This is a genomic window from Enterobacter cloacae complex sp. IR5384, assembly GCF_049237265.1.
Classification (GTDB): Bacteria; Pseudomonadota; Gammaproteobacteria; order Enterobacterales; family Enterobacteriaceae; genus Enterobacter; species Enterobacter cloacae.
This window is the reverse complement of the sequence record NZ_JBMKHJ010000049.1, coordinates 1-23,522: the sequence shown is the minus strand read 5'-3', so window position 1 is coordinate 23,522 and position 23,522 is coordinate 1. Positions and strand designations below refer to the sequence as shown.

Here is a 23,522-nt window from a genome sequence, read left to right as displayed (position 1 = left end):
AGAATTAGCCTGAAATTAAAAGGTCTGAGTCCAATTGAATATCGAACCCAGACCTATGTGCCTCGTGTTTAACTGTCCAACTTTTTGGGGTCAGTACAACCCGAGGCCCCTGTATGCTAGTCACATTCAGAGTAGCCTCTTGCCTGCTTAAATGCAAGGAGAAGAAGGCCATGAAAATGCCGAACCAACCCATTGTTTTGTGCATATTAATAGTTTGTTTAACGCTGTTGATATTCACCTGGCTCACACGAAACTCGCTTTGCGAGTTGCGGATGAAAGACGGAACAAGGGAGGTATCTGCTATCCTGGCCTACGAATCCGGTAAGTAGCTGACAAAGAGGGGGGCAACCCCATAAGCGCTAACTTAAGGGTTGTGGTATTACGCCTGATATGATTTAACGTGCCGATGAATTACTCTCACGATAACTGGTCAGCAATTCTGGCCCATATTGGTAAGCCCGAAGAACTGGATACTTCGGCACGTAATGCCGGGGCTCTAACCCGCCGCCGCGAAATTCGTGATGCTGCAACTCTGCTACGTCTGGGGCTGGCTTACGGCCCCGGGGGGATGTCATTACGTGAAGTCACTGCATGGGCTCAGCTCCATGACGTTGCAACATTATCTGACGTGGCTCTCCTGAAGCGGCTGCGGAATGCCGCCGACTGGTTTGGCATACTTGCCGCACAAACACTTGCTGTACGCGCCGCAGTTACGGGTTGTACAAGCGGAAAGAGATTGCGTCTTGTCGATGGAACAGCAATCAGTGCGCCCGGGGGCGGCAGCGCTGAATGGCGACTACATATGGGATATGATCCTCATACCTGTCAGTTCACTGATTTTGAGCTAACCGACAGCAGAGACGCTGAACGGCTGGACCGATTTGCGCAAACGGCAGACGAGATACGCATTGCTGACCGGGGATTCGGTTCGCGTCCCGAATGTATCCGCTCACTTGCTTTTGGAGAAGCTGATTATATCGTCCGGGTTCACTGGCGAGGATTGCGCTGGTTAACTGCAGAAGGAATGCGCTTTGACATGATGGGTTTTCTGCGCGGGCTGGATTGCGGTAAGAACGGTGAAACCACTGTAATGATAGGCAATTCAGGTAATAAAAAAGCCGGAGCTCCCTTTCCGGCACGTCTCATTGCCGTATCACTTCCTCCCGAAAAAGCATTAATCAGTAAAACCCGACTGCTCAGCGAGAATCGTCGAAAAGGACGAGTAGTTCAGGCGGAAACGCTGGAAGCAGCGGGCCATGTGCTATTGCTAACATCATTACCGGAAGATGAATATTCAGCAGAGCAAGTGGCTGATTGTTACCGTCTGCGATGGCAAATTGAACTGGCTTTTAAGCGGCTCAAAAGTTTGCTGCACCTGGATGCTTTGCGTGCAAAGGAACCTGAACTCGCGAAAGCGTGGATATTTGCTAATCTACTCGCCGCATTTTTAATTGACGACATAATCCAGCCATCGCTGGATTTCCCCCCCAGAAGTGCCGGATCCGAAAAGAAGAACTAACTCGTTGTGGAGAATAACAAAAATGGTCATCTGGAGCTTACAGGTGGCCATTCGTGGGACAGTATCCCTGACAGCCTACAAAACGCAATTGAAGAACGCGAGGCATCGTCTTAACGAGGCACCGAGGCGTCGCATTCTTCAGATGGTTCAACCCTTAAGTTAGCGCTTATGGGGGCAACCCCCTCTTTTCGGGGTGTGGATTAGTATGCCATCGGCACCTTTTGAAAGGGTTTCTCCAGTCGGGGAAACCCTTTTTTCCTCCCGTCTTGTGGCATATAGCCTTTTGTATAAATCAAGAACCAGACCCAAAGAGTCCCACTTCACGCAAACCGTTCAAAAGCCTTAGCGTAATCCAGTCGGGAAAAATTTCACCGGTGCTCGTCCGGGCACGTACCGGAAACAATGGACTTCTCACTGGTCGGTAGCTCATAGAACGTAGCCATTGCGGTCAGTCCTTATTCTGTACCCAGTAGAGTTTTATGGCCGTCTGGCAAATCGTTCAAACATTGTCATTTCTGTTCTCGCTGCATCCGGTCAAATGATACGGTGAATTCAGCTCATGGGCATTCGCATCGCAGTCTACGAAGGCACCAGAAGTTTGAGGATGTTACGCAAAGAACAGTTATCAGGTTTGCTGGTGGGCGTAATGCCTACCTCTACTTTACTTCATAGGGATTCTTCTGCGGGGAAGCAAGAATTGACTCAACGTTGTCCGGTCGTACCAGATTTGTCGCGGAAAGCGCCTTTTTGTGAGGGGGGCCGCAGCGCTAAACCTTTTCCTGGAACGACATGAAGGACAGCAGAGCGTCCGCCCTGGAGGACAGCTCAATACAGTCTCCACGCTGCGGTTCTATCTCTTCGTCAATGGTTTCATTGTACCAAATACGCAGCCGCCATCCCTTCGCAGGGAAAGCGCTCTGCATCGCCAGGACCATCCCCTCCGGCGACAGCAGTTCTCGACAGAGGTAGCAGGCCCCGATCCGGGTTGAATCCCGCAGCCACATTACGGGATACTCTTTAACCAGTTGGTCATACACGCATTCTGCCATATGAAAGTAATTTTCGTCAGCCCTGCAAAAATCACACATTCGATTTCCTTAAATGGTGTTCATCGAGATAATTCAGAAAGTTGATTCGCCAAACTACGGGGCATTTCTTTAATGGCGGAGCTTTACATCACTATTTCTGTCATTTTCAAATCCGCCGGATACAGCAATAATTGCACCGAACAGCGGTTTGAACTGCAATGCATCCGTAGGGTATGCGACAATAATAAGGCTCTTCCCGTACTCTTAAAAATGGAAGAGTTTAAAACCCATACTGCTGGGATGAGCGAAGCACGGTACATTATGCCAGCGTATAAGGGCCGTCATAACTTGTTTTTTTCTAGAACACGGCGAAGTTTTCTTACCTGGGAAGCTGTGGAAAGCGTACCGGTTCGGGGATGGCATGCGCTTGCCTTTTCACCTGGTTTGAGTACATAGGCTAATGCCAGCTCGTTCAGAGCCGCCTCAGCTTTCAACAGGGCCTCAATGGCCGTGTTCAGGTATACAGTTCGGCTCTCATGGTTCATCAGGATTTTCCTCACAAGGGTAAAAATGACAGGCGATACCTGCCGTTTACCCTTTGTCTCCGTTAAGAATGGCATCACGGCAGGCTTCCCAGATTACCTGGGCATTAGCATCACACTCCACGAACCCGCCGCACTGATCGTATATCACCTGGTATACCTCAGGGGGAATCTTCCCAGGCGCAACCGGAGTTGAGCGTTTGCCTTTATGAATCTCATCTGCGGTATCACAGACAGCGTCGAGATGCCGCGACATCCACTCAGATAATTTCAGACCCTCTCGATTTGCCTGTTTTACATAGCGAACCTTTCTGGAAACCGTAGATCGCATCTGAATCTGTGTCACAGCTGGCACATCTTCTTTCATGGCATTCTGTAATGCAGCTTTGGGCTTTTTCATGTTCATGGTTGCTTTAAATTATTCTGGAGTTCGTCTGATATAAATGCTGACGTGATCTGTCAGCGTCGCTTAAATAGTTTATCGCCTTCCGCCAGTTCGCCGTTGAGCTGTTCAATCACGCTCCAGATGAGCCGATCATCCGGCGTTGAGCCTGCACACTCTTTCACGACCGCCACGGGTCTAAATTCTTCAGGGTCTGCCTGCCCGGAGGTGAAGAGCCTGCTCTCAATCCAGTGGGCCCCCTCTGTGCAGCAGTGGCAACTGGTTTCAGGTGGTTCATCCAGACCGTCCACTCCACAGGCTGAGCAGGTGAACAGTTTGCGAGACCCACCAGCCAGTGGCGTATCGCAAGCTGCTGGAAGTGCGCCAGCATTGCGCCAGTACAGCACATGATTTGAATCGTAGCAGTGTCCATGAAGCAGAAGCGAAACGCCGCAACTGCGAGTTTCAATGGCTTTGCCTGTGCCAAGGTATTGCCCGATCTCGTCCCATACGTCCACTAAGGTGTCAGGCAGCGGACGCGTAACAGGGAACTTAGCGCAGTCGTCCGGGGTGCCTTTAATGCAGCAGAGGGCCGAATACGCAAGCTCCTGCATTTCGTAGGAGTACTGACCACATACCACGCGTTCCAGTTTGTCGATTAGTTGTTCTTTATTCATCATACTCAGCCTTATTAAACAAATTCATTACGCCACTGGCACCATCTGGCCGGAGCAGACTGCGGCCCGGTAGTAGAGCCGCAGGGGGTGTCGCTGGACTAACAGGTGCTCAGTGAGTCCCGCACTTCCTCATGACTGGTCATTTTCAGAAGAAGCTTTCCAGGGCAGCGTGGTTCCGCCTGTGAACGGGTGACGTCTTCGTTGATTGCCTGGATATGAGCAGATTCAACGGTCCGACGCTGTACGACATGGTTGCTCAGGTTGAATTCGCACTGGAGCCTTCTGGCATCAGAATCCGCGTTCATTGCAATACGTTCATCAAAGCGGCGGTTCATTCGCAGAGCCTCTTCGTGAGCTGCATCAACAAGGGTGCGTCTGGTGACATAGTCGTTACCAGCAAAAAACGATAGCTGAGCGTGTTCCGAAGAGTAGTCGGAGCTTCCCTTACAACGGGCAATCGCGGCTTCAGAGTGCAGGATTAATGAACTCAACCGTGAACAGACGTCATTGATGGTGCCGGTTTTCAGACAGTCGTGGATAAGTGTCCAGGCGGAAATGCTCAGCGGGCGGCTGGTGATCACATAGGGATTGTAATGATCAACCGTTACGATAGTACGCAGTGAATGAAGCGATTCGGACTGCGTACGTAAGTCACGGCGAACAGTACATGCCACCGAGGCAACATCTTTACATTCTTTGTCGGACATCGAGTCCAGTACGCGGATCTCCACCTCTGCCGCCTTTGAGGCGATATGCGCACTAATCTCACCCTTAAGACGTTTGTAGTCAGCCTTGAAGCTTCCCACGCTGTCAATATCGATCCAGTAACCACAGCTGTAAACAGCATTACCAAACTCGTCATCTTTCTCATAGTTCGGACAGCCGTCATTGCTCCAGCCAGCTTTTTCCAGCAGCTCGTCAATAGCGACCAGCTCAGCCATTGGTGCATGTTCGATAATGAAATAATGGACACGGCCCCAGGCATATGCGCGTGAACGGCCATCAACAGAAGTATCAGAAGTCGTCTGACGGGAAAGTTTCATGAGGTACTCCAGTTCTGCCCGGTACCGCCGGGGCGGTGGTGCGAAAGCCGCACCATGAATGACACTATGATCCTCCTAACTTCTATTGTCAATACAATTGAAGTGGCGTTGTATTTATTCATTATTTGGACCCGGCTCGTACGGAACGACCGTCGGGACTTGCCAATTATTCTGCGGTGAGCAGGGGGAAGGGAACATCCCACCGCTTGTTTCAAGATGTACAGCCAAGGAGGGCGCAGAATGCCTGACAGAATCATCGTGCAGCGGTAGCGAAAGACCTGACAAACGGGAAAAGTATCCTTTTATTCCAAAGCCAACCTCAGCTTTTAATGTCGCCAGTACGTTTCTTAAACATGCCAAATCGGTCTCTTATACGGCCGGATGGGCCCGATGAAAACGATAAAATGAGAAACAGAACCCGACACATCGCTGCTCTCTGGGAAAGCCGGTCAGCAGATGGAGCGCCAGGAACTAAATCCGCTGGTTTTAATAATGATTGAGGAGAACAAGATGAAAGATAACAAGACACGTCCTGTAGACTCGTATGCTCATGCTGATTTCATGGAGTCCGTCTTCAGCAACCTCAGGGCTTTCTGTGATGCGGAATGCCAGCGGCTAACTGCCGGTTATCCCCCAACTGTCAAACCAGAACAGCAAAGCACTGACGGCCAGCTGTCGGCGGCATAAATCATTACCTGCCAGTTCGTTCAAATTTCCGCTTCCTTAAGCCCGGGCCAAAAGCCCGGCTCAATCCAAAAACTGAACGTACCGGTTTACCTCTATATCTCCTCAATCCCCTGCGACTTACAAGAGACCCGCACCGGTTTAGCCATTCCTGTCCTGCCACTCTCTCATCACTGGCCCAGACAACCGGAAAAGTAACTTTTCTCTCCGACTCACCTTCTGAACCAGCTATTTTGCTTAAACGTAAAAACGGCCCACTGTTGTGAAGATTTAAAACGGACGGATCGAGTAGTATTGTCTCAGGAATTTTTTTTAAGAAAAGTTACTTTTTCTTCTGTGCAACCTATTAGAAAAAATGTCGAACCTGGTATTGTTGTGTTGTAGCGCAGTTAAACAACCAACCAAAAGAGAGAACAAAAATGTCCGCAATCGAAACTGAAGTAAAAAACAACAGCAACGAAATCAGCCTTCGTGGTTACCTGGAACGCACTGGTAACGGTGCCCGTAAAGGTAACGGCCTTATCATTGACCCTTCGGTTGTTGTAGAGCAGGAAGGCTTTAACACCCGCACGGCCGGTATGGGCGAGCTCTACTATTCAATGCCTCACGTTGTGGAACACCTGAACAGCCTGGCCGATGCCTACATGGAAGACCCGTTCAGCGTGACGCCTATCGTTGTTCAGATGGTTAATGGCGTACCTGTACTGCGTCAGGGGGCTTGCCGTATCCGTTCCATCGCTATTGCAAACCGCCAGCTGGAAGCAGAAGGGCGTGAACGCATTACTCGTATTCGCTGCGAAGAGTTTCGCGGTAGCGCTTCAAAAGCAGAACTCTTCACCCTGACCGGCAACTCCAACCTGGCGCTGTCTGTCGTAGCTGAAGCGCTTTCAATTAAGCGTCTTGTTGAAGATAAAGAAGAGCCTAAGACCTTTGCGGAACTGGCAAAAAAACGTGGTAAATCAGAGCAGCATCTTCGCCAGATGGTTCGTGTACTGGACCTGCCTTCTGAACTACAGACCATGCTTGTGAGCGATCAGGTGAGCATGTACGTTGCGCTGGACGAGTATATGTACAGCGGTGAGGATGCGGTAGATAACATCAACAAGGCGATCTCCATCTATGGTAAAGCGACGAAAAACACGCTGAAATTCGTCAAAGCTGCCAAGGTAGAAGAGCGCATGGCAGATCCGCAGACTCCGGAAAACTCCGGTGATGAGCAACCGGCAGGTAATGCTACCGTTAACACCCCGGTACCGGATCAACTGAATGATGAAAGCAATACAGAGACGCTGGTTACGCCACCGGTACAGGAACCAGCTCCGGCTCCAAAGGACAGCGCTCCTAAACAGAACCCGGCAGGTAAAGCACCATCCATGTCCAGCGTTCTGAACAAAAAGACCGTGACCGTCATTGCCGACACCGCGATCCCGATTTTTGAACGTATTGCTGAAGAAGCCAAGCTTAAAGAAGGTGAATCTGTCAGCACTGATACTTACACGCTTGTTCTGACCAATGATGAAATGAACGATATCATCAATGCTCATGCTGACCTGAAAGAGTACCTGCGTAAGCATGCTGAGAAGATGAATAAGGGACAGGCATGATTTTCTGACCGACCCCTCCATCCGGACGGGTCGGTAACTTTTTCAGGACAAGGGGAAACAGGGCAATGAAGAAGGCTTTTATCAACGTAGACAAGACTAACCCACTGCCAGTCCTGACGGATTCGGTGACCCGGGTAAGTATTCAGTGCACGGCAAAAGATGAAAACGGGGCAGGGATCGAAGTGAACATCCTCGACCTGATTCAGGATCATGATACGGATGAAGTGAAAGTGCAGTTTGGGAGCTCGCCTGTTCAGGCTCTGGCGATGCTCCGCCGGGTTATGACAGCACTGGAAAAGCAGGCAAATGCAGAACTGCAACAGAATTCCTGCTCGCGTATGCAGTAAACGGTAAAAGCAGAATGTTCCCTACTGGATAAACCCGGTGGACCTCACGGAGAGCAAGTCACCGAATGGTTCACTGTTAAGTGATATACATCCGGATTTATAAGGTTTTGCAGCATCCGAATAGGCAATAAATAGAATTATTTTGATTTATCTCAGCAAGGAAATGGAAAGCTACCAGATTTTAGGATAGCGAAATGCCTGTATCGCTACTCTGCTGAATTAGAAATGATTTTAAACGCAATGCATAATGATAGAATAGCAATGCCTTTAATTATTTGTCACGTCTGAATTATATGTAGACTTACGGAGAGGATATGGTAATTACTTATTCATTATCGGAAACGTTTAATATGTTTTTACGCGAGATTATTGCATCTGGACTTGCAGTTTTTTGCGCATGGTGCGTTTTGTGTCTTTTCTCTGATCAGGAACGAGGTAAAGAGGTTCCTGTTTCTATGAAAAAAATAACTTCAAAGTCAGCTTTCTCCTACTTTATCAGTTCTCAAATTGCCGCTTTTATTATCTCCTTGTTGGGTTCAATCTTAAGCACGAAATGGGACAACATCGTCTGGAATGATGAAATAAGACAGTTTTATCTGCATGTAGGATTTGGGCTGGTAGCTTGTGTATTCTGTCTGCTTGTAATCTTGCATGAGAAATTTATCAAAAGAAATTTAAATGTTTATTCTGGTTATTGTGGTTCACTGGCAGTTAGTCTCACAGGAATCTTTGTACTTTGTGCGTTATATCTGACATTTTCATTACCATTTCATTATGAAGAACGTCTACTTAATGATGCATCCTTGGTGGCTTCGGATGGCGTTGAAAATTCAGTCGTTTTTGCAGACGGTCGTTACTGGGTTTTTGAACTGGGCTTACCATATTTCAAACAGTCATTGCTCAAAGAGGTAAGAAGGGGCAGGTACCAGCTAATCTGCACTACAGAAAAAAAACCAACATGCTGGTCTGGCAAAAAACTTCCCGAAAAACCAACCTCTTTGAAAGCTAGTTCATAAAGATTTAAACTGCTCGCTTAAATCCACACTGGTCCAATTTTGAAAATTTATTGTGTTTTTAAAAGAAATTACAGTGTGGGTTATTAGCCAGTAGGTCGGAGTTTTATATAATACCCAAAAACACAGGAGGTATTATGAAAACCAATCTGGCCTATGCATCTAATTGCTCCGATTCTGTCTACTCCTATATTTATCAGGCACTGCAACAACGCTCTGGTGCCGAGAATGAAAGCCTTTATCAGCAGGCCATTTCCAGCTGCTGCACAGATAAACAAAAAAAGAAACTGGCCGGGTATTATGCCGGTCCATGGCAGCTGCTATTCAACGCGTGGTGTAACAATCGCGTCCCTAACACAGCGGTGCTGGCCCTTTTACTCCAGCAGTGCTTATCTCATTTCCAGTGCGAAGAAGTGATCGCAGCCTGGCAGTAACCCTATCAAGCCCCTTCGTATAGCGGAGGGGCAGGAGATATCTCATGTACAGAAACGACAGAAACGTGGATTCCTTCAACCTGGTTAATGCTCTTCAGCCGGTCTTTCGTAACACCGGCTGTGGGATGTTTGAATATGATCGTAAAAAGCAGAATGAAACCGCTGATTCAATCTTACGAGCGTTGGCGTTAAATGCCGATTTCGCGAGGGCCTTAAAACAGTACGTCCGGATTAATTCTGTACGACGGGTTGTTCAGTTCGATGACGGCTCGGTTCGCTATGGTATTCATGCCGAATTTGAAGGGCATAATAAAATTAATTCCTTCCGTATTTTTAAAGATGAAGATACAGACGCATTTGACTCCTATTTTTATTCGGTTTGCGATAATAAAGCTGAGCTGGTGGATTTTAAAATGGACTCTCTCGATATTCAATTGCAGGCAGTTTTTGAAAAGGTGACAGGTATTTTTCTGTCACATTAAATATTCAAATTTTCAATCCTCGGGCTGATAGACAAAAAACGCACTTTAGAATATAGATGAGATGAATATGAAAAACGTAAATATTTTGGATACCGATATTGCGGCCATTAATGCTCTTTCTGGCGTAGAACTGACTGACTTTCTCACTGCCGGGTATCAGGTAAACTGGTTAGGAGAAAGGGAGGTTTCGCTGGTGGGCTTTCCGTGTTTAGCAAGCAACAAGCAGCCGGTAGAAGTTGGTCCCGGCATTTTCATTAATCGCGTGTACAGCAGAGACAGCCAGTCTCTGAGCGGGAAATTGCGCTATGACCTGTCTAATGGTCTGGCAACGAGTGCATTTTCATTTTTCTCCCAGTCAGGCTGGTATGGGGGATTCCGTGTCGTATCTTTCCGTGACAACGGGCCAGCTGCGTTAATCAACATTGGTATTGTCCATGAGAATGTTTTGAATGCATTTTGTGCTGACTTCCCCCGGGCCAATGTGAGCGTAACCCGTTTTCATTGTGGCATGACGCTTGAGCAGATCCGAATGTTCATTTCAGACACTGCTTACGATATGCCGCTTTATAACAACGAGTCTGACTTTCGCAGGCTCGCCAGTTAGCATGGAGGCTGACTTCAGTGCTTACGCCTAAAAGCCGGTGAGCGAGGTGGCGGAACCGGTTGGCTTCGCCCAGTCTTACTTACTTCTCTCAAGGTACTGCGCTGCAAGCGTACGTAAAAAAAGTAAGTAGCTAAATGGCGTGAGCGATTAGTTCTATACGGGAAGAAGTCATAGTATTCTGAAATGATAGTTATCTCATACGAACGATAGTAATGGAGTTTCTTAATGGGCGTTGATATCTGCTGGCGATTTCAAAGGGAAGAAAAGCCTGGTAAATGGATTAATTTATCAAGCAATTATAAAGGGGACCGATCATATCTCCACTTTGCCTGGCTCGGATTTGATGTAGATCGTGAAAGGGCGAGCACATCAGCAGTTTTTATCCACGCATTACGCGGATTACCTGATGATATACCGTCCGAAGATGATGATTTATTCGGTGAACATTCATACTCATGGCTGACTTCGGAAGAAATTTTGTCAGCCATACCACCCGATAACGCCGGAGAGGTGATCCAGGAATTTGTCGAAGAAGTAAAGCGTCTCCACGTGGAGAACGGCAGCGTCCGTTTCGTCTTTGGATTTGAAGGGTAACCCGTAAGAAAGTAGCTATCTTACCCGGCTAGGTCTCCAATCTCTCAGATGCTCAAAGAGGGCCGGGCATGGTGCCCACACATCCCCTACCATTCCGATTTGATATTCGTCTAATACACCCTTTAAAGAAAACAAGCAGACGGCAATGAGACGTCGGATTAGCGTCAGCAAATATGAGACGTCAGTAGTCGATGTTTGTCCTGCGGAACGTGAATCTGTTTACAAGGGGTAAAGCCGTACCATCCATGAGGGCTCAGAGAGCCGGGGTCTCCTCCAGATCACTGGAAGTTATTGACTCTGGCAGGCCTATCCCTATGACTTTTTCCCGGATGGCAAATTAAGAGCGAACAGGGCCAAATTAGTACTCTTTTCTAAACGGAAATACTGAATCACCCTGATATAACTGGTCTCTCACAAGACAGGAGATCATCAATGGAACGTGTAATATTTTCAGTAATCTTTTTTATGATGCTGGGCGTACCTTTTTACCTTCTTTATAAAATTGCCCGGGACATTTTTGGTACCGCCGGTGCTGGTGAGCCTGCACAATTGCCTCAGGGCAAGCAAAGACGCTCAGGAGGCGCTGGTTCGGGTTCGATCTGGCAAGGACACCATCTACAGGGGAGCAGCCATTTGAACCCCCTCGGAGGTGATTGTAATGGTGAAAATAGCATAGCTGGTGGTTGTGATGGTGGCGGTGGAGGAGGTGACGGAGGTGGTGGTGGTGACTGATAGCCTGCAACTTTAACTATCAGGATGAAACCCATGTCCAGCAACCGGAAAAAGAATTCATTTCAACCGAAAAGCCCTGCCTTAAAGTGAAGCGTATTAAACGTGAAGGATGCTGAATTAGAGGGTATCGGTTTTATACTGAAGCGTAACTGGAAGAAGGATCTGAAATTAACTATTACGGAAAAGTAACTTTCTGACTCACCACGTACGCCCCTCGGTTATGCCATACAGTTTGATACGAAAACAGATCAGTAAGTAGATTGCTATACGCCGGAGAGAAGTCTATTTTTCATGCACCGAACCTGTTTGGCCTGCAATGGAAGCAGGTATAATAATCACATACAAAGGAGGGCATTATGAATACATTTTTATACGTGCTTTTGGCCTGGATTGTTGTGCTTTTTATCGCCAACAAACTGCTCGCAAGACGTAAGCCCAATACGGTTAAAATCCTGGTACAGCGCAACGGGAAAGCCGCAGAGGTTGATGCTGTAGTGGTTCAGGGTTCAAAGAGAGCTAACAACAGTTCTGTTGCGGACAGCGACGCGGTAGATAGTTATTTTGAAATGAATCCTTACTCCCGCGAAAACCAGGCGAATGGTTGGGCTATGCTGGCCAGAGACGATGACCAGCTTAAATAATCAGTTGAGTGTGATGTGTAAAGCAGCTTAAAACTCTAAATGGACGAACAGGGGAGGTGACAAAGATGACAACCAATACAACAACGACCACCTACCGCTCAGAAGAAATCGTGCCGTTCAGACGGCCCAAAGGGGATCTGGATAGTCGGTATATGCCTCAGGTGTATGCAATGGTGCGGAACTGGGCAAGTAACCCTGCTCAATATGGTGAGGGTGTACTGGCCTCCTACCGCCAACCGGCAGTAAACCTTGCCTACCAGGTAAAAGGAACTCGTGTTGTTTTAATTCTGGTACCAGTAGAGTGCGAGCCACCTGGAGTGATAATGACGGAAACAGTCCTGTGGCCGTCACTATCACTTGTAGAAGTCTTGCAGACCTTGCAGGAGGCCTGGCAAAATATTCCGGCGTTAAACCCCTGACGACTTCTGTCAATATCACCGGCTAGTGATTTACCTCTCTGCTGGTGGTCAGCCCGCCTAAGTTCAAATTATCTCTTTCTAAATTAGCCCGGATAAAAATCGGTCCCTCTAAAATAGCCTGCCCTGAGTAGGCTACGTCATACAAAGCGTTGGCCAGTCACCAGCTGGCTGGTGGCCATAATGCTCCACAGGATAAACCGTATCAGAACTACGCAAAGAAAAAGCCCCAACAATTTACCGATGGGGCCTTTTGCAGACATTTTACAGCCTTACCAATGATAGAGCGCTAAGGCTTCTGCTTAGTGAACAGACTTGCCCACAGATAATGGATAAAGTTGAGCAGAATGTATGTTACTCGTTGCTCGAATTTCATCGGGGCTTTGTACTTTGTCGTTATGTTATGAATATGAGTAAGGTCCGTATAGAGCCCTGGCGACTTCCTTGTTGACTTCAACACCGAACAGATGTGCTGAACAGACTCCGGTGTGAACAACCGTAGCCCTCGTCGTTGTTTGACTTTATGGATAAAATCGTCCATCCCCATACATAACCATTCCGGCTTGATGCCATCAAACTTACAACGTCCGTTTATGATGACGACATTGATACATTCCAGTTCTCTAGCCTTAAGAGCAGACTGAATAGCCCTGATGTGCCCCTGGTTTTGCTTAAACGGGTTCTGCAACTTGAGGGTTCGGGACTGAGTCCATTTCCGCCAGTGGCTTTCCTCCAGAGTACCGTAGAGCTTGCCTACGTAGTTTTTCTGCTCTATGACGTATATACCATGTGGGGCTACGAGAATGTGATCAACCTGCGTAGTGCTATGAGCCGACAACTGAAAGGTGAGATCACTAAGTAGCCCCTGAGCTTCTTCAGGAAGCCCAGATTCAATTGCCTTTGCAGTCCGCCGTTCCGCTATGGCAGAGGTCATAAATCCCAACAGACACAGCAACACGACGAAAATAAGGATAATGAAAGCTACCCCCGTAATGCTCCACAGCAGATTGAAAGCATCCATGTTACCTCACAGAGGGGTAGCTGGTGGCATTAACAGATTCTACTAAGCGGGTAGTGGTACCGGTAAGGCTCTCAATATTTGAAGACAGGCTCATCAGCATGCCGAGTGCAGAACGGAGATTACGATGAGGCTCATTGTAGTTTTTGAACGTGTCAGTGGAGTACATTTTTGAAAGACGTGTACGGATCTCTACTGACGTAAGATCTCCATCCACCAGGCCGTACTTAACTGCCTGAGGTGTTGGCCATACACGGCCTGAATAGAGAGAAACAGCATCGGCATCATGACGCGAGAGAAGCTTTTTACCCCGTCCAAGTTCAACATCAGTTATAAATTTTTCATGCATCGTGTTCAGGATCTCCTTCTGCATGAACTCCCTCGTTGAATCGGACAATGGGTGGAAGGGGTCAAGAGCATCTTTGAACTCACCGGCCGTAAGGGGCTCATTCTTGACGCCTACTGTGCTCATGATCTCTGACAGATTCCAGTGGTCCATACGCACACCGATAGAACCGATCAGGGCATTACTGTCGGCATAAATTGCATCAGCGGGCGATACCGCGTAATAGCATGCGGATGCGCATATGCCTTTCACACTAACGATGATTGGTTTATATGAGTCTGCGATATCAGAGAAAAAACGACCGGTACCGCTGGAGAGTACTTCGAGGGAGTTTTGCTTCGACCGTGCTTCATCGCCACGTTCTGTGCTCCCGGTTTTGTTACTCTTGTCAGCGGCTACAGATGAAAGAGAGCCACCGGCATCTGATACGCGTTCAATCTGTGGCTGGTGGTTTTTAAGCGCGTTTATCTGGCGGTAAATAATGATGGCGTCAGAGGGACCACCACCACCTGACTCTGCCTCGATAATAACTGCTTTGGCATGGGGATTATTGTAAGCTTTGGCAAGAGCTGTTGCGATCACTGTTCCATCGCCCGTTTCCGAGCCGGTACCCATCTCGCCAGAAATCCGTATTACAGCTATATGGTCTTTCTTCCCTTCAGCGTCCTGCCATTGTTCGTAAAGATTGTAGAAAGAAAACCCTACAGCGGTCATGGCAATTAGCGACATAGCAACTTTTGCCGTGGTATGAATGCGAAACATCTTATAAAAACGGTCAGCGTTATCATTGAGCGATTCTTTGATATTTGTAGGGGACTTCCTTTTTTTACTGCTTAACATCTGACCACCTTTACATGAGTTTTTGAAAGTTAGACCACAAGCGATTCAATGCAATTCCCAGTATCAATAAAGCGACTGGTGGGAAAAGTTGAGCGATATTGTTAAATAGTGACATATTTGGCATGACCAGGTAGACCATCGTTAAAGCACTGATCACCCAAAATGCTCGAAACCAAATACGATAAAACTGAACTGTAACCTTACCAAATACGTACCTCTTCAATTTCCACTGGTACATTCCATCTGCTAGCATGGCAAATAGATAGGGCAGAAAAACGATTAGCCACCCCAGGATTAAGTTCCACCGGAAAATGGACTGATAAAGTAAGAGGGGTATGTTTTTGGCCATAGTGTAATTAATAGAGGTAAATTTTTCAGCAACAATGTTAATACCTCTGGCTGGTTTTTTGGTGTCAGGGATCAGAATAGTATTCAGATAGTCAATTAACTTATAGTCATGTACCAACCAATTTAAAGTCGCTTCACTATTTGCAATGACAGACTTCCAACGGTCATTTGATATGATGGACCGGCTTGCATTAACCTCCTGAGTAATCTGATATTTGAGCTCCTCAGTATTCTGGAAAGCCAAGCTGTAACCAAAATAAATGACCATGCCAAAAAAAAGCATTGTTCTGAGCACTGCTGCCCTGCTTGTATTATCCGCAGCCATTGCTTTCCCTCCATTCACGAAAAAGAGCTAGCCTCTGATCGTGATTGCAATAGTTGTTACGCCACATCGTCGGGATACCCAGGAGCCAGTGGTACTGTTTAGGTATGATTTGGTCGATGAGGCTTAACTCCGCCAGTTCTTTATGCTCTGCGCTTTTCCACTCGATCTGTCCCACATCAGGAACAAATACAGCGGTCCTTGCTTTTGCGGCCTGGCGGGAAAATTCTATAAAGTTGATGCCCCACGGCGTCCAGTATCTGTACTGCTCGTTTAGGCCGATGTTAAACACCGGCAGAGAAAGAGTTGAGTCGGCAAAAGCCGAAATCACATTTTTGCAGACTCTTGGACTATCTATTTTTTCCTGTTCGGTTTTGAGATGAGTCAGCAGTGCACGGTCAATAATGCTGTTAAAGGTGTTTGTATAAAGGCCATTAGGGTCAGGAAGCTGATCTATGGCAGTAATGATTTTAAATTTTAACCGAGAAAGAAAGGGAGAGTCCTCAATAGTAACTATATGACTATGTGTTGTTTCTGGATGAATCTGGGGTTTGATGCGCTGTACTTGTTTAAAAGAGACACTACCTGGCAAATTAATGAATGCGCCCACCGTGCGTGTTAAATCGACGAAATAAGGCAAAAGATAACAACCAAGCATACGGGCATTCTTTTTTACAAGATCACACCGTACGTCATTGTTATCGAAAGAAATACGGAAACTAACGAATTTACGTTCAGGACCTTCGCTGGTGGTCAGTGATTGAATCCATTCATGGCATGATCCTTGTGGTACCGACCAGTAGCTGGTTTCACGGTCCCCAAAGGGATCAGTCGTGATCAACTCTCCCTTTAAAAGGAAAAGCTCAGACAGGGTATTTGCCATGGAGAATAGGGAATCGATATCGTTGCTCTGACAAAATTTTCCCAAATGATGAAACGCGTTTTTTTCTATCATAGTTAGCCGATCTCGAACTTCCTGAGAATCTGCGTACTTTAAACCCAAAGACTGAAAGCGCCTTTTTACGAGCGAGCGACATTTGCTGACTTTTAGTGCAGAGCTTAAAATTTGCTGGCGCGTCAGGACAATTTTTTCATCCATCAATGCAACTTCCTTAGAAATTTATTAAGATTTTTGATATCGAGATTTTGACGCAAAGTAACTTTTCCGGCCTTCTTGAAAAGCATTTCCGACAGAGTTGTGTTTGGCTTCATTTGTTTCTCAGCAACAGCAATAGGGATTTGGCCTACAACCTTCCTGCCATCTTGAAGCCTGGCAACTATGTGAAACATAGGGACCTGACCCAAGAGATCCTTTGGAATACTCTCTTCTAAAGTTGTCTGCTTTCTTTCTGAGATTGAACCTGAGAAGTTATTATGCGGCAAAGATGTTTCTGAACCGGTCGTATAAGTGACCATATTTGTGCTTATCGCACTCTTACCAAAGTTCTCTACAACAAGCGTCTGAGTAGGAGTATCGTTGACTCGCAAGCTTATATAATTGTTGCAGAGCCCCGTAATTCGATTGGCAGTTTCAACACTTGCCGCAGCAATAAAGTCGGAGATGGTTTGGGTGCAAATAAACAGTGCAATTTTCGCTGCACGACCCTGCGCCAGAAGGTTAATCATAGGGTTGTTAATGGCTGAGTGTGCCTCATCAACAAAAATACTTATCCTGGAATTAGCTGACATATCACCATCTTGAGCGTTGTAGCGACTACCGGCACAGGAGGTCAGATCTGACATTATTAATTGAGAAATAGCAGCTGCTGTATCGGGGTTTGAAAGGCCATCAAGCGAAATGTATAGCACCCCGCCAGTGCTGAACATCCCTTCGCTTGTTACAATTTCTCTTGATGATACTGAGTTCGGGTTAGGAGATAAAAGCTCATTTAAAGGTTTTTCAATGAGCATATCGAAAACAGGCATAATACCTGCGGTCATTTTAGCCATATGCTCTGGGTCGGACATTGAGTAATCAATAAGCTGGGAAACAGTATCTAACCAGTCTATTTGTTCGGACCCCTCGTAATTCATGAAATGAGCCGTAAACCATTCAGCGAGACGCTTGAAACGTACCGGCAAGGTATCGTTAGCGACGTACTTAACTTTTTCGGTCCAGACATCGTAACCATAATATCTCGCGTAACATGACTCCATTACCTTGACTGTAAGATTCACAATAGACATGTGGCTTTTCATGTTCTTGTGAATCAGATAAATAGAAGGCTTTTTCTCTATGTAAGAAAGCCCGGAAATCACATTGGAAACGAGAGCCTTGGCATACTGAACGAATGGGTTAACCTCACCGGGAACTGTCACCAAGCTCAAAAGACGAGATGTTAGGTCAGAAACATTAGTATAGGTGTTGCAGACATCAATACAGACCGAAGATGCTGGCTGGCCAGGATGAAATTTATAGAAAGGAAGACCGAGGGTCTTAGCCTCTTCCATTAGAGATTCTCGCCACTCTGCATCGTTCTTTGGATCTATGACAACAACAACATGACCAAGATGAAGCATGCTAATGCTTAGTAAACGCTGTAGCACCGTTTTCCCGGTACCCACGTTTCCGGTTATCAGAGTATGACCAAACCAATTGTCTTCAGTTACAAATATGGGTTCCCTACGTTCCACAGCAAAAATTGCATTGCTGCCGCCCATCTTACGAGCCATTGCGTCAAAATGTCTCTTAATTGGGTTGAAGACGAATGGCAACTCGATCTCACGTTTATCACTGGAGAGGTTAGCTATTTGATATGCCCGATCCGCATGTTCCGGACCCCACTCAAACCCATCACAAAAATAGGACTTTCGCTCGGGTATATCCTTATTTTTATTTTGATAATCCTGAACCAGTTGACGATACTTTCGCTCATTGGAGAAAAAGTTACTTTTGTTAATTACACGCAGTGAATCAAGACTAACGAACATGAAATGTCGCTTGAATACACGCCAATGAGCCATCAAAAATGGCGCTGCTGTTTTGCAACGATAAAGGCACAGCAAAAAAAGCAATATTGAGGTGAACAGAACTATTGGGGCGATGTCCAGTCCGTCTGAAGAAAGTCCCATATAAAGCATAGAAACCGAACAAATCAAAAGTATTGAGGCACTACGATACTCAAGAATAGGCCGATAAAAATTCTCTTGTGCATGGAGGTTAGTCCTCTTCGAATCTGACATTATAGGTTCCCAGCCTCTTTCAGGTTATTGATAATTCGTTCAATGTCCACTTTCGCCCGGTCTGATGCGGCCAGCAAAGTAGGCATGTTAAATGCATGGCATTTTGTATTGATCACAGCACCAGAATTAACGAGGTACTGAGGAAGCTTATTGAAAAGATCTTGAGCCTCTAACTGCGACCCAAATTTTTCCACGCAAGATTGGGTCAGATAGAGAGTATTAGGAGTACTTACCATAAATCTGTTTTTGCGCTTTCTTTTAAACGCCACCTCCATTTTGGACAGAATTTGATGCAGTACTAACGCAATTTCTACAAATTCAAGCTCTGTAACGTCACCTTCGCTTATAAGCGAGAATTCACCATTTTGGTCTGATTCAGTAGATGCAAAGACTTTACTGTTCAGATTGTGACCAGAAACAGGTGATGCTGGTTTTTGTACTTCTGCTTTGTCCGATGATTTATTCCGGTTGCGCTTGGGATTTTGTTTTTCTACCGGTGCTGTTGGGGCGAACAGTCTGGCCAGTGCTGGCGAAAGATGATGCCCCTTAGCGTCTGTGGGCGCATGCTCTCCATTTGATTCTTCAAGTACAGGAGGTAAGGCGGGCTCTTCACTTGCCATCACACTGGTTGCGGCTGCTTCGGTCTGGGAATACACAACTTCAGCTGGTGGTGGGCAGTTACCCTCAGTATCTGGTTCTGAGTTTTCTTGTCCTACAGAAACATCCATAGAGCGTTCATTCGTACCCTGGGGATCAGCGTTCTGTTCTCGGTTAAGTTCTGGTAATTCTGACGGCTCGGAGAGAAGCTTTTCATTATGGACCGAAGAGCTTGTTGCACAACTACCGACTTCTGGCCGAGAAACACTAAGCTGTGAGAAATCGGTATAATCAATGATCTCATGCTCTTCATCTTCTTTCTCAAAAAGATGTTGATAATGTTCATATTCCACAGCCTCAGTTTTCAGCGGACCAGTCGCGGATGCACTATCGGTTCCATGATATTCCACGTCGCCAGAATGTTCTTCGACTGCATTTACACGTGGGGGAGGCAGCTCAAGCGTTTGCTTTGGACGTGGGGCAGAGTTTTCAACAGAAGACTCATCATTAATCACTAATGCCTGATACATAGAAGTATTGAAAAGTGACTTTAAAGTTGTTGGCCTTCTTGGCTCATGATAGGTGAGCTGGAACCCGGCGCAGTTATCGCCGAGCTGGACTAAACGCAGATCGTCAATGTCCCTTACTATCCACATTCCATCGAGAGAGCCTTCTCTGAATGTCAGTTGGAAATAGGGCTCTTCACTGAATGCTTTTTCATCTAATCCCGGCAGCAATGCCATAGTGGTATCTATGTTGAGGTAGGGGACAGCATCAACACACACTATATAGTCATTGGAAAGTGGAGCGCTTAAAAGGAGTTCATGAAGTTGGTTGACCAGGACATGGGATTCCGTGTCCTTTGCCGATTCATCTTCACTTTCTTCTATATCAGGAATGACAGGATCAGCTGCTTCCTCACCCTCAGATTTAACTATCTGCGTGTCATTATCAATTTCATTATCACTTTCGGCTTTCTTCTCAAAATCGTCGGATGAGCCTTCATTTTTCTTAGAATGTATATCAACATCAATAGAGGCAGAGGAGCGGCCTAAATCATTAACCTTAAGAACAGCCGTCTCAACAGTATCAGTAATTTTAGTTATAACGTCCCGACCGGGCACTGGTCTTCTGTATTCAGTAACTGTTTTTTGCTCGTCAATGTAAATAAAGTCTTTATTGGCATTAACGCTAAAAAGACCCGGCACTGAGTCAGGGATTTTATAGGAATCAAAGATTAAACCAATCCACCTTAGCTTAAGAAGGTTATAGAATTCTAGTTTCCCTATCCCATTTCTAAAGATGTTTGATATTTCGTTTTCCGAATAGATACCCGGAATGAAGTAGTGAACGACACGCTCATCATCATAGGGCTCGACGTAACCACGTTGAACTAGGGATTCTACCAATACGGTCTTACCAGCCTCTCCCTGAGGGAAGTTATATTTATGTAATTCGAAATCATTGAGAACAAAATCAAGGAATGCGTTCTCGTTAAGGTATACCTCACCATTTACGATAATGATGTGCATAGGCTTAGCATTGTAATTGTTGATATTGATACTGGTAAAGTTGTGCTTGATGGTACTAATGGCCCTTGCTGCTGCATCATTAGAACGCAGACCCATGATAGGGTCACGTAAAACATTAAGGTCTGTACCAGTAGAATAGAAATCAGCGGTCCTCACGCATTTAGACAAAAAGTCATTCCCATCAGTATAAACGTTTAGGGCGGTGATCATTTTTGAATAAACACGTTCTTTATTTACCCGATCCAAAAATGCAAGACATACCGGGTTTAGGATTCGCTCAAGGAAAACGCTGGACCAGATATTATGTTGATTATGAATACGCTTTCGCCAGTGGATTTCGTATTCAACCACGTCATTTTCACGTGCCCAGTCAAGAAGACTTTGTGAGCTTGGCGTCCAAATGATCGGACTAGCTAAATTCAGGCTTACAATGTCGAGATCGTAAACCTTTCCGGCATCATGGACTAAACCACAGATAAACGCAGCATAGAGATATACTTTTCTACGGACTACTTCTTCATCTTGATATCCGATTGGTCTCAGTTCTGAGTGATGCGCATTTTTTAAAGAGAGTATGGCCACTTCCAGGCTGTGAGAAAGTAACCCACCAATACCATTATGATGATGATTTTCGGAAGCTGGCAAAAGATGTATCCAGCGAACATATTCAACCAAGGGCTTTAAAACTAAATTAGTAAATGTATATGCATCGTCCCTGATGTCGCTATCGCTGATAGCTAACATCATTGAAATTGAGTGCAGCTTTTCCCGATACAGAGACAGGATTGACTGTTCATTAAATGTCTGTATGCCCGTCGGACGAGTTGGATACTCGATGAATTTCAGGACTTCTGGATTTGGATGATCAGGAACAGTGTACTTCTGATCTCCTAGAATCTGCGCAAAAGGAGAGAGGCTTGATATATCCTCAATCATTACAGAGGTTGCATCATTCTCCTGAGATGAGAATATCCCCAAAATCCGTTTAATACATAAATACAGCGCCCTGAAATTCATCATCATACCTTATCGACGTTTGCCTGACAGTTCGGCTGCAATGTATGCCTGCACACTTTTATATTGCATTACTTTGGTGATGAACTCTGCTGGACTGTATGGCCCATCCTTACGGCGAGAAACATTCAGAGTCTTTTTCACATTCTCAACATATAAATTAATACTCTTTATAATGTTGTGAGACATAACCGGATAGTCGCTTACAGCCAGTAAACCCAATGAGTTGTACTCATACATTGTGTTCATGAGCTGGTTCATCTCGAAGATGTACTTGTAAAACCTCATGGTGTTGTGGTTATTGAAGTTGAGTTGTACTGGTTCAAAACTGAAAGGTACAAACTGAGTTGATGACATGAATGAGTCATTCTTGTCGAACTCAATTGACTTAATATAAGCAACAAGATTTTCTTTCATCTTATTGTTTTCTTCATGCAGCTCGTTGAACCAATCCTGAATAGCCTGAACAAGGTCAGGATGTTTAACTGCATCAACCGTTTTAAAGAGAGAGGAAATAGCGATACTCACATCATCAAAACCTCTGATGACTGCTCCATTTCTGGCAGTTAAAAACCGGTTAAAGTCTGGGGTGCCGGGGTTAATAATAACTTTGGCCATACCCTGGTGCTCTGGTCTACGTTGAGTAGAAGTTTGAGCGTTTACGCCTTGCTTTTTATTTGAACCTTTTACCATTACATCTTTTGGTTCAATGTTAATACGCTCATTGTCCGTGATAATTGCGTCGTTCATTGTGCCACCTTAGTTTTTGAGTATTGACGGATTTTTCGTCCAAGTTCGATATATGCTGAATGATAGAGCTCAAGCATTTCTCTGTAAGGCTCCAGCAATGCTTCCGTTTCAGAAATCATTTCGTATTCCCAGCTGGCATGGTTTACAAAACAGTTCTTAGAATATTTTCCACTTTTCATTGGTTGCACCCGTTTTGACATGTGGCTAGGCGCTCTTGTTTTATAAGGGCTGAACTGATGCCAAGTGATCGTTACTTTTCTGGCATTACCAATTAGCTCAACTTTTGGTGCGTAAGAACCCAGGTACTCCCTCTTTGGAACTTTGCTATGTCGGGTAAGGTTAATCTCTTGGTGGTTTCGTTCCTTCCACTTGATCCAGTATTTTGTAATGAGATCTTCAGCCTCAACACGCAAACCTTCAATCTGAGCACGTAAATTTTTACGTGTTAGCTCTATAGAACTTATAAGATTTGAATTACTCATGACGCCTCCTGATGTGAAATTACTATACCGGAGGAAATTTCCGTTTTTTTTCACGAACAGAAGATTTTTGAATGCTCTTTGATGAGGGAATTGAACAGATGTAATGCACTCGCTGTTTCCCCCATTCGGGAGGGGCCTTCAGAAACAGTAACAGCGAGTTTAGCCTCACTTCCATCGCTACCCCCTAAAGTTACTTTTGACAGAATGACCATTGTGGATTATTGCTTTTGATAATGTGCATTGTGAATCGCCACGGATAATCTAGACACTTCCGAGCCGTTGATAATACTGGTTTTCATATTCTGTCGGTGACATCTGTTCGCTAGAACCATGCCGACGCTTACTGTT

Annotated in this window: 26 protein-coding genes and 1 pseudogene; 14 read left to right on the top strand and 13 right to left on the bottom strand. The window is 45.7% G+C overall.

From position 1 onward, the window contains the following. Window positions 1–151: 151 nt before the first annotated feature. The 3 genes and pseudogenes from ACOTX3_RS24100 to ACOTX3_RS24090 form a co-directional block, all read left to right on the top strand. Window positions 152–262, top strand: a pseudogene (locus ACOTX3_RS24100) (DUF5431 family protein); the annotation flags it as partial. Further along, a complete protein-coding gene (locus ACOTX3_RS24095; protein WP_223152483.1) occupies window positions 210–329 on the top strand; it encodes a type I toxin-antitoxin system Hok family toxin in 120 nt (39 codons plus the stop codon). The pseudogene ACOTX3_RS24100 and the gene ACOTX3_RS24095, both read left to right, overlap by 53 nt. 77 nt (window positions 330–406) lie before the next feature. Continuing rightward, entirely contained in the window at window positions 407–1,519 is a 1,113-nt protein-coding gene (locus tag ACOTX3_RS24090) for an IS4-like element IS421 family transposase (protein WP_001300563.1), read from the top strand. A 767-nt stretch (window positions 1,520–2,286) separates the two neighbouring features. Here ACOTX3_RS24090 and ACOTX3_RS24085 read toward each other — a convergent pair. The 5 genes from ACOTX3_RS24085 to ACOTX3_RS24065 all read right to left on the bottom strand — a co-directional run bounded on the left by ACOTX3_RS24085 (window position 2,287) and on the right by ACOTX3_RS24065 (window position 5,191). Then, window positions 2,287–2,607, bottom strand: coding sequence for a hypothetical protein (locus ACOTX3_RS24085; protein WP_000332796.1), 321 nt, complete (start codon window positions 2,605–2,607; stop codon window positions 2,287–2,289). A gap of 281 nt (window positions 2,608–2,888) precedes the next feature. Beyond that, complete coding sequence (locus ACOTX3_RS24080; RefSeq protein WP_001015183.1) at window positions 2,889–3,092, bottom strand: hypothetical protein; 204 nt, start codon at window positions 3,090–3,092, stop codon at window positions 2,889–2,891. A 46-nt stretch (window positions 3,093–3,138) separates the two neighbouring features. Continuing rightward, a complete protein-coding gene (locus tag ACOTX3_RS24075) occupies window positions 3,139–3,489 on the bottom strand; it encodes a hypothetical protein (protein WP_000743059.1) in 351 nt (116 codons plus the stop codon). Window positions 3,490–3,548: 59 nt separating this feature from the next. Next, entirely contained in the window at window positions 3,549–4,151 is a 603-nt protein-coding gene (locus tag ACOTX3_RS24070) for a hypothetical protein (protein ID WP_001371889.1), read from the bottom strand. Between the two features lie 95 nt (window positions 4,152–4,246). After that, window positions 4,247–5,191: a hypothetical protein gene (locus ACOTX3_RS24065; protein WP_421631647.1), complete on the bottom strand. Its 945-nt coding sequence runs from the start codon at window positions 5,189–5,191 to the stop codon at window positions 4,247–4,249. A 510-nt stretch (window positions 5,192–5,701) separates the two neighbouring features. Between ACOTX3_RS24065 and ACOTX3_RS24060 the strand changes: the two genes are divergently transcribed. From ACOTX3_RS24060 to ACOTX3_RS24010, 11 genes are all read left to right on the top strand, one after another. Further along, a complete protein-coding gene (locus tag ACOTX3_RS24060) occupies window positions 5,702–5,878 on the top strand; it encodes a hypothetical protein (protein ID WP_001371930.1) in 177 nt (58 codons plus the stop codon). A 416-nt stretch (window positions 5,879–6,294) separates the two neighbouring features. Further along, a complete protein-coding gene (locus ACOTX3_RS24055; protein ID WP_001272971.1) occupies window positions 6,295–7,479 on the top strand; it encodes a hypothetical protein in 1,185 nt (394 codons plus the stop codon). 65 nt (window positions 7,480–7,544) lie between these two features. After that, window positions 7,545–7,826, top strand: coding sequence for a hypothetical protein (locus ACOTX3_RS24050; RefSeq protein ID WP_000708863.1), 282 nt, complete (start codon window positions 7,545–7,547; stop codon window positions 7,824–7,826). 314 nt (window positions 7,827–8,140) lie between these two features. Further along, window positions 8,141–8,842, top strand: coding sequence for a hypothetical protein (locus tag ACOTX3_RS24045; RefSeq protein ID WP_000237191.1), 702 nt, complete (start codon window positions 8,141–8,143; stop codon window positions 8,840–8,842). A gap of 134 nt (window positions 8,843–8,976) precedes the next feature. After that, on the top strand, window positions 8,977–9,273 hold the full coding sequence (locus ACOTX3_RS24040) for a hypothetical protein (RefSeq protein ID WP_000856246.1): 297 nt from the start codon (window positions 8,977–8,979) through the stop codon (window positions 9,271–9,273). 44 nt (window positions 9,274–9,317) lie between these two features. Continuing rightward, window positions 9,318–9,755: a hypothetical protein gene (locus ACOTX3_RS24035; RefSeq protein ID WP_000286108.1), complete on the top strand. Its 438-nt coding sequence runs from the start codon at window positions 9,318–9,320 to the stop codon at window positions 9,753–9,755. A gap of 67 nt (window positions 9,756–9,822) precedes the next feature. Then, window positions 9,823–10,359 carry a hypothetical protein gene (locus ACOTX3_RS24030; RefSeq protein WP_000800251.1) on the top strand — a complete coding sequence of 179 codons (537 nt, stop codon included), beginning with the start codon at window positions 9,823–9,825 and terminating at the stop codon, window positions 10,357–10,359. Window positions 10,360–10,584: 225 nt separating this feature from the next. Beyond that, the gene (locus tag ACOTX3_RS24025; protein WP_000537761.1) at window positions 10,585–10,953 is read left to right on the top strand and encodes a hypothetical protein; all 369 of its coding nucleotides are present in this window, start codon (window positions 10,585–10,587) and stop codon (window positions 10,951–10,953) included. 432 nt (window positions 10,954–11,385) lie between these two features. Then, window positions 11,386–11,685: a hypothetical protein gene (locus ACOTX3_RS24020; RefSeq protein WP_000442693.1), complete on the top strand. Its 300-nt coding sequence runs from the start codon at window positions 11,386–11,388 to the stop codon at window positions 11,683–11,685. A gap of 356 nt (window positions 11,686–12,041) precedes the next feature. Then, the gene (locus tag ACOTX3_RS24015) at window positions 12,042–12,326 is read left to right on the top strand and encodes a hypothetical protein (RefSeq protein WP_001091367.1); all 285 of its coding nucleotides are present in this window, start codon (window positions 12,042–12,044) and stop codon (window positions 12,324–12,326) included. A 65-nt stretch (window positions 12,327–12,391) separates the two neighbouring features. Continuing rightward, window positions 12,392–12,745: a hypothetical protein gene (locus ACOTX3_RS24010; RefSeq protein WP_000210769.1), complete on the top strand. Its 354-nt coding sequence runs from the start codon at window positions 12,392–12,394 to the stop codon at window positions 12,743–12,745. A 286-nt stretch (window positions 12,746–13,031) separates the two neighbouring features. On the opposite strand, the gene ACOTX3_RS24005 is transcribed toward ACOTX3_RS24010, so the two are convergent. The 8 genes from ACOTX3_RS24005 to mobI are packed head-to-tail and all read right to left on the bottom strand — an operon-like array spanning window position 13,032 to window position 23,174. Beyond that, window positions 13,032–13,763 carry a nuclease-related domain-containing protein gene (locus ACOTX3_RS24005; protein ID WP_000338612.1) on the bottom strand — a complete coding sequence of 244 codons (732 nt, stop codon included), beginning with the start codon at window positions 13,761–13,763 and terminating at the stop codon, window positions 13,032–13,034. A 1-nt stretch (window position 13,764) separates the two neighbouring features. Next, window positions 13,765–14,946: a S49 family peptidase gene (locus tag ACOTX3_RS24000; RefSeq protein WP_000952985.1), complete on the bottom strand. Its 1,182-nt coding sequence runs from the start codon at window positions 14,944–14,946 to the stop codon at window positions 13,765–13,767. Between the two features lie 10 nt (window positions 14,947–14,956). Beyond that, window positions 14,957–15,619: a DUF4400 domain-containing protein gene (locus ACOTX3_RS23995; RefSeq protein WP_000718549.1), complete on the bottom strand. Its 663-nt coding sequence runs from the start codon at window positions 15,617–15,619 to the stop codon at window positions 14,957–14,959. Continuing rightward, on the bottom strand, window positions 15,606–16,715 hold the full coding sequence (locus ACOTX3_RS23990; protein WP_000343600.1) for a hypothetical protein: 1,110 nt from the start codon (window positions 16,713–16,715) through the stop codon (window positions 15,606–15,608). Before ACOTX3_RS23990 ends, ACOTX3_RS23995 begins: the two co-directional genes overlap by 14 nt. Further along, the gene (gene traD, locus ACOTX3_RS23985; protein WP_001284073.1) at window positions 16,715–18,799 is read right to left on the bottom strand and encodes a conjugative transfer system coupling protein TraD; all 2,085 of its coding nucleotides are present in this window, start codon (window positions 18,797–18,799) and stop codon (window positions 16,715–16,717) included. Before traD ends, ACOTX3_RS23990 begins: the two co-directional genes overlap by 1 nt. After that, window positions 18,799–21,945, bottom strand: coding sequence for a MobH family relaxase (gene mobH / locus ACOTX3_RS23980; RefSeq protein ID WP_001011152.1), 3,147 nt, complete (start codon window positions 21,943–21,945; stop codon window positions 18,799–18,801). Before mobH ends, traD begins: the two co-directional genes overlap by 1 nt. A gap of 9 nt (window positions 21,946–21,954) precedes the next feature. Further along, entirely contained in the window at window positions 21,955–22,692 is a 738-nt protein-coding gene (locus ACOTX3_RS23975; RefSeq protein ID WP_000995978.1) for a hypothetical protein, read from the bottom strand. Beyond that, window positions 22,689–23,174 (bottom strand): conjugative transfer protein MobI(A/C), encoded by a 486-nt coding sequence (mobI, locus tag ACOTX3_RS23970; protein WP_000071885.1) that lies wholly within the window; start codon window positions 23,172–23,174, stop codon window positions 22,689–22,691. The genes ACOTX3_RS23975 and mobI overlap by 4 nt, the downstream gene beginning before the upstream one ends. Window positions 23,175–23,522 lie beyond the last annotated feature (348 nt).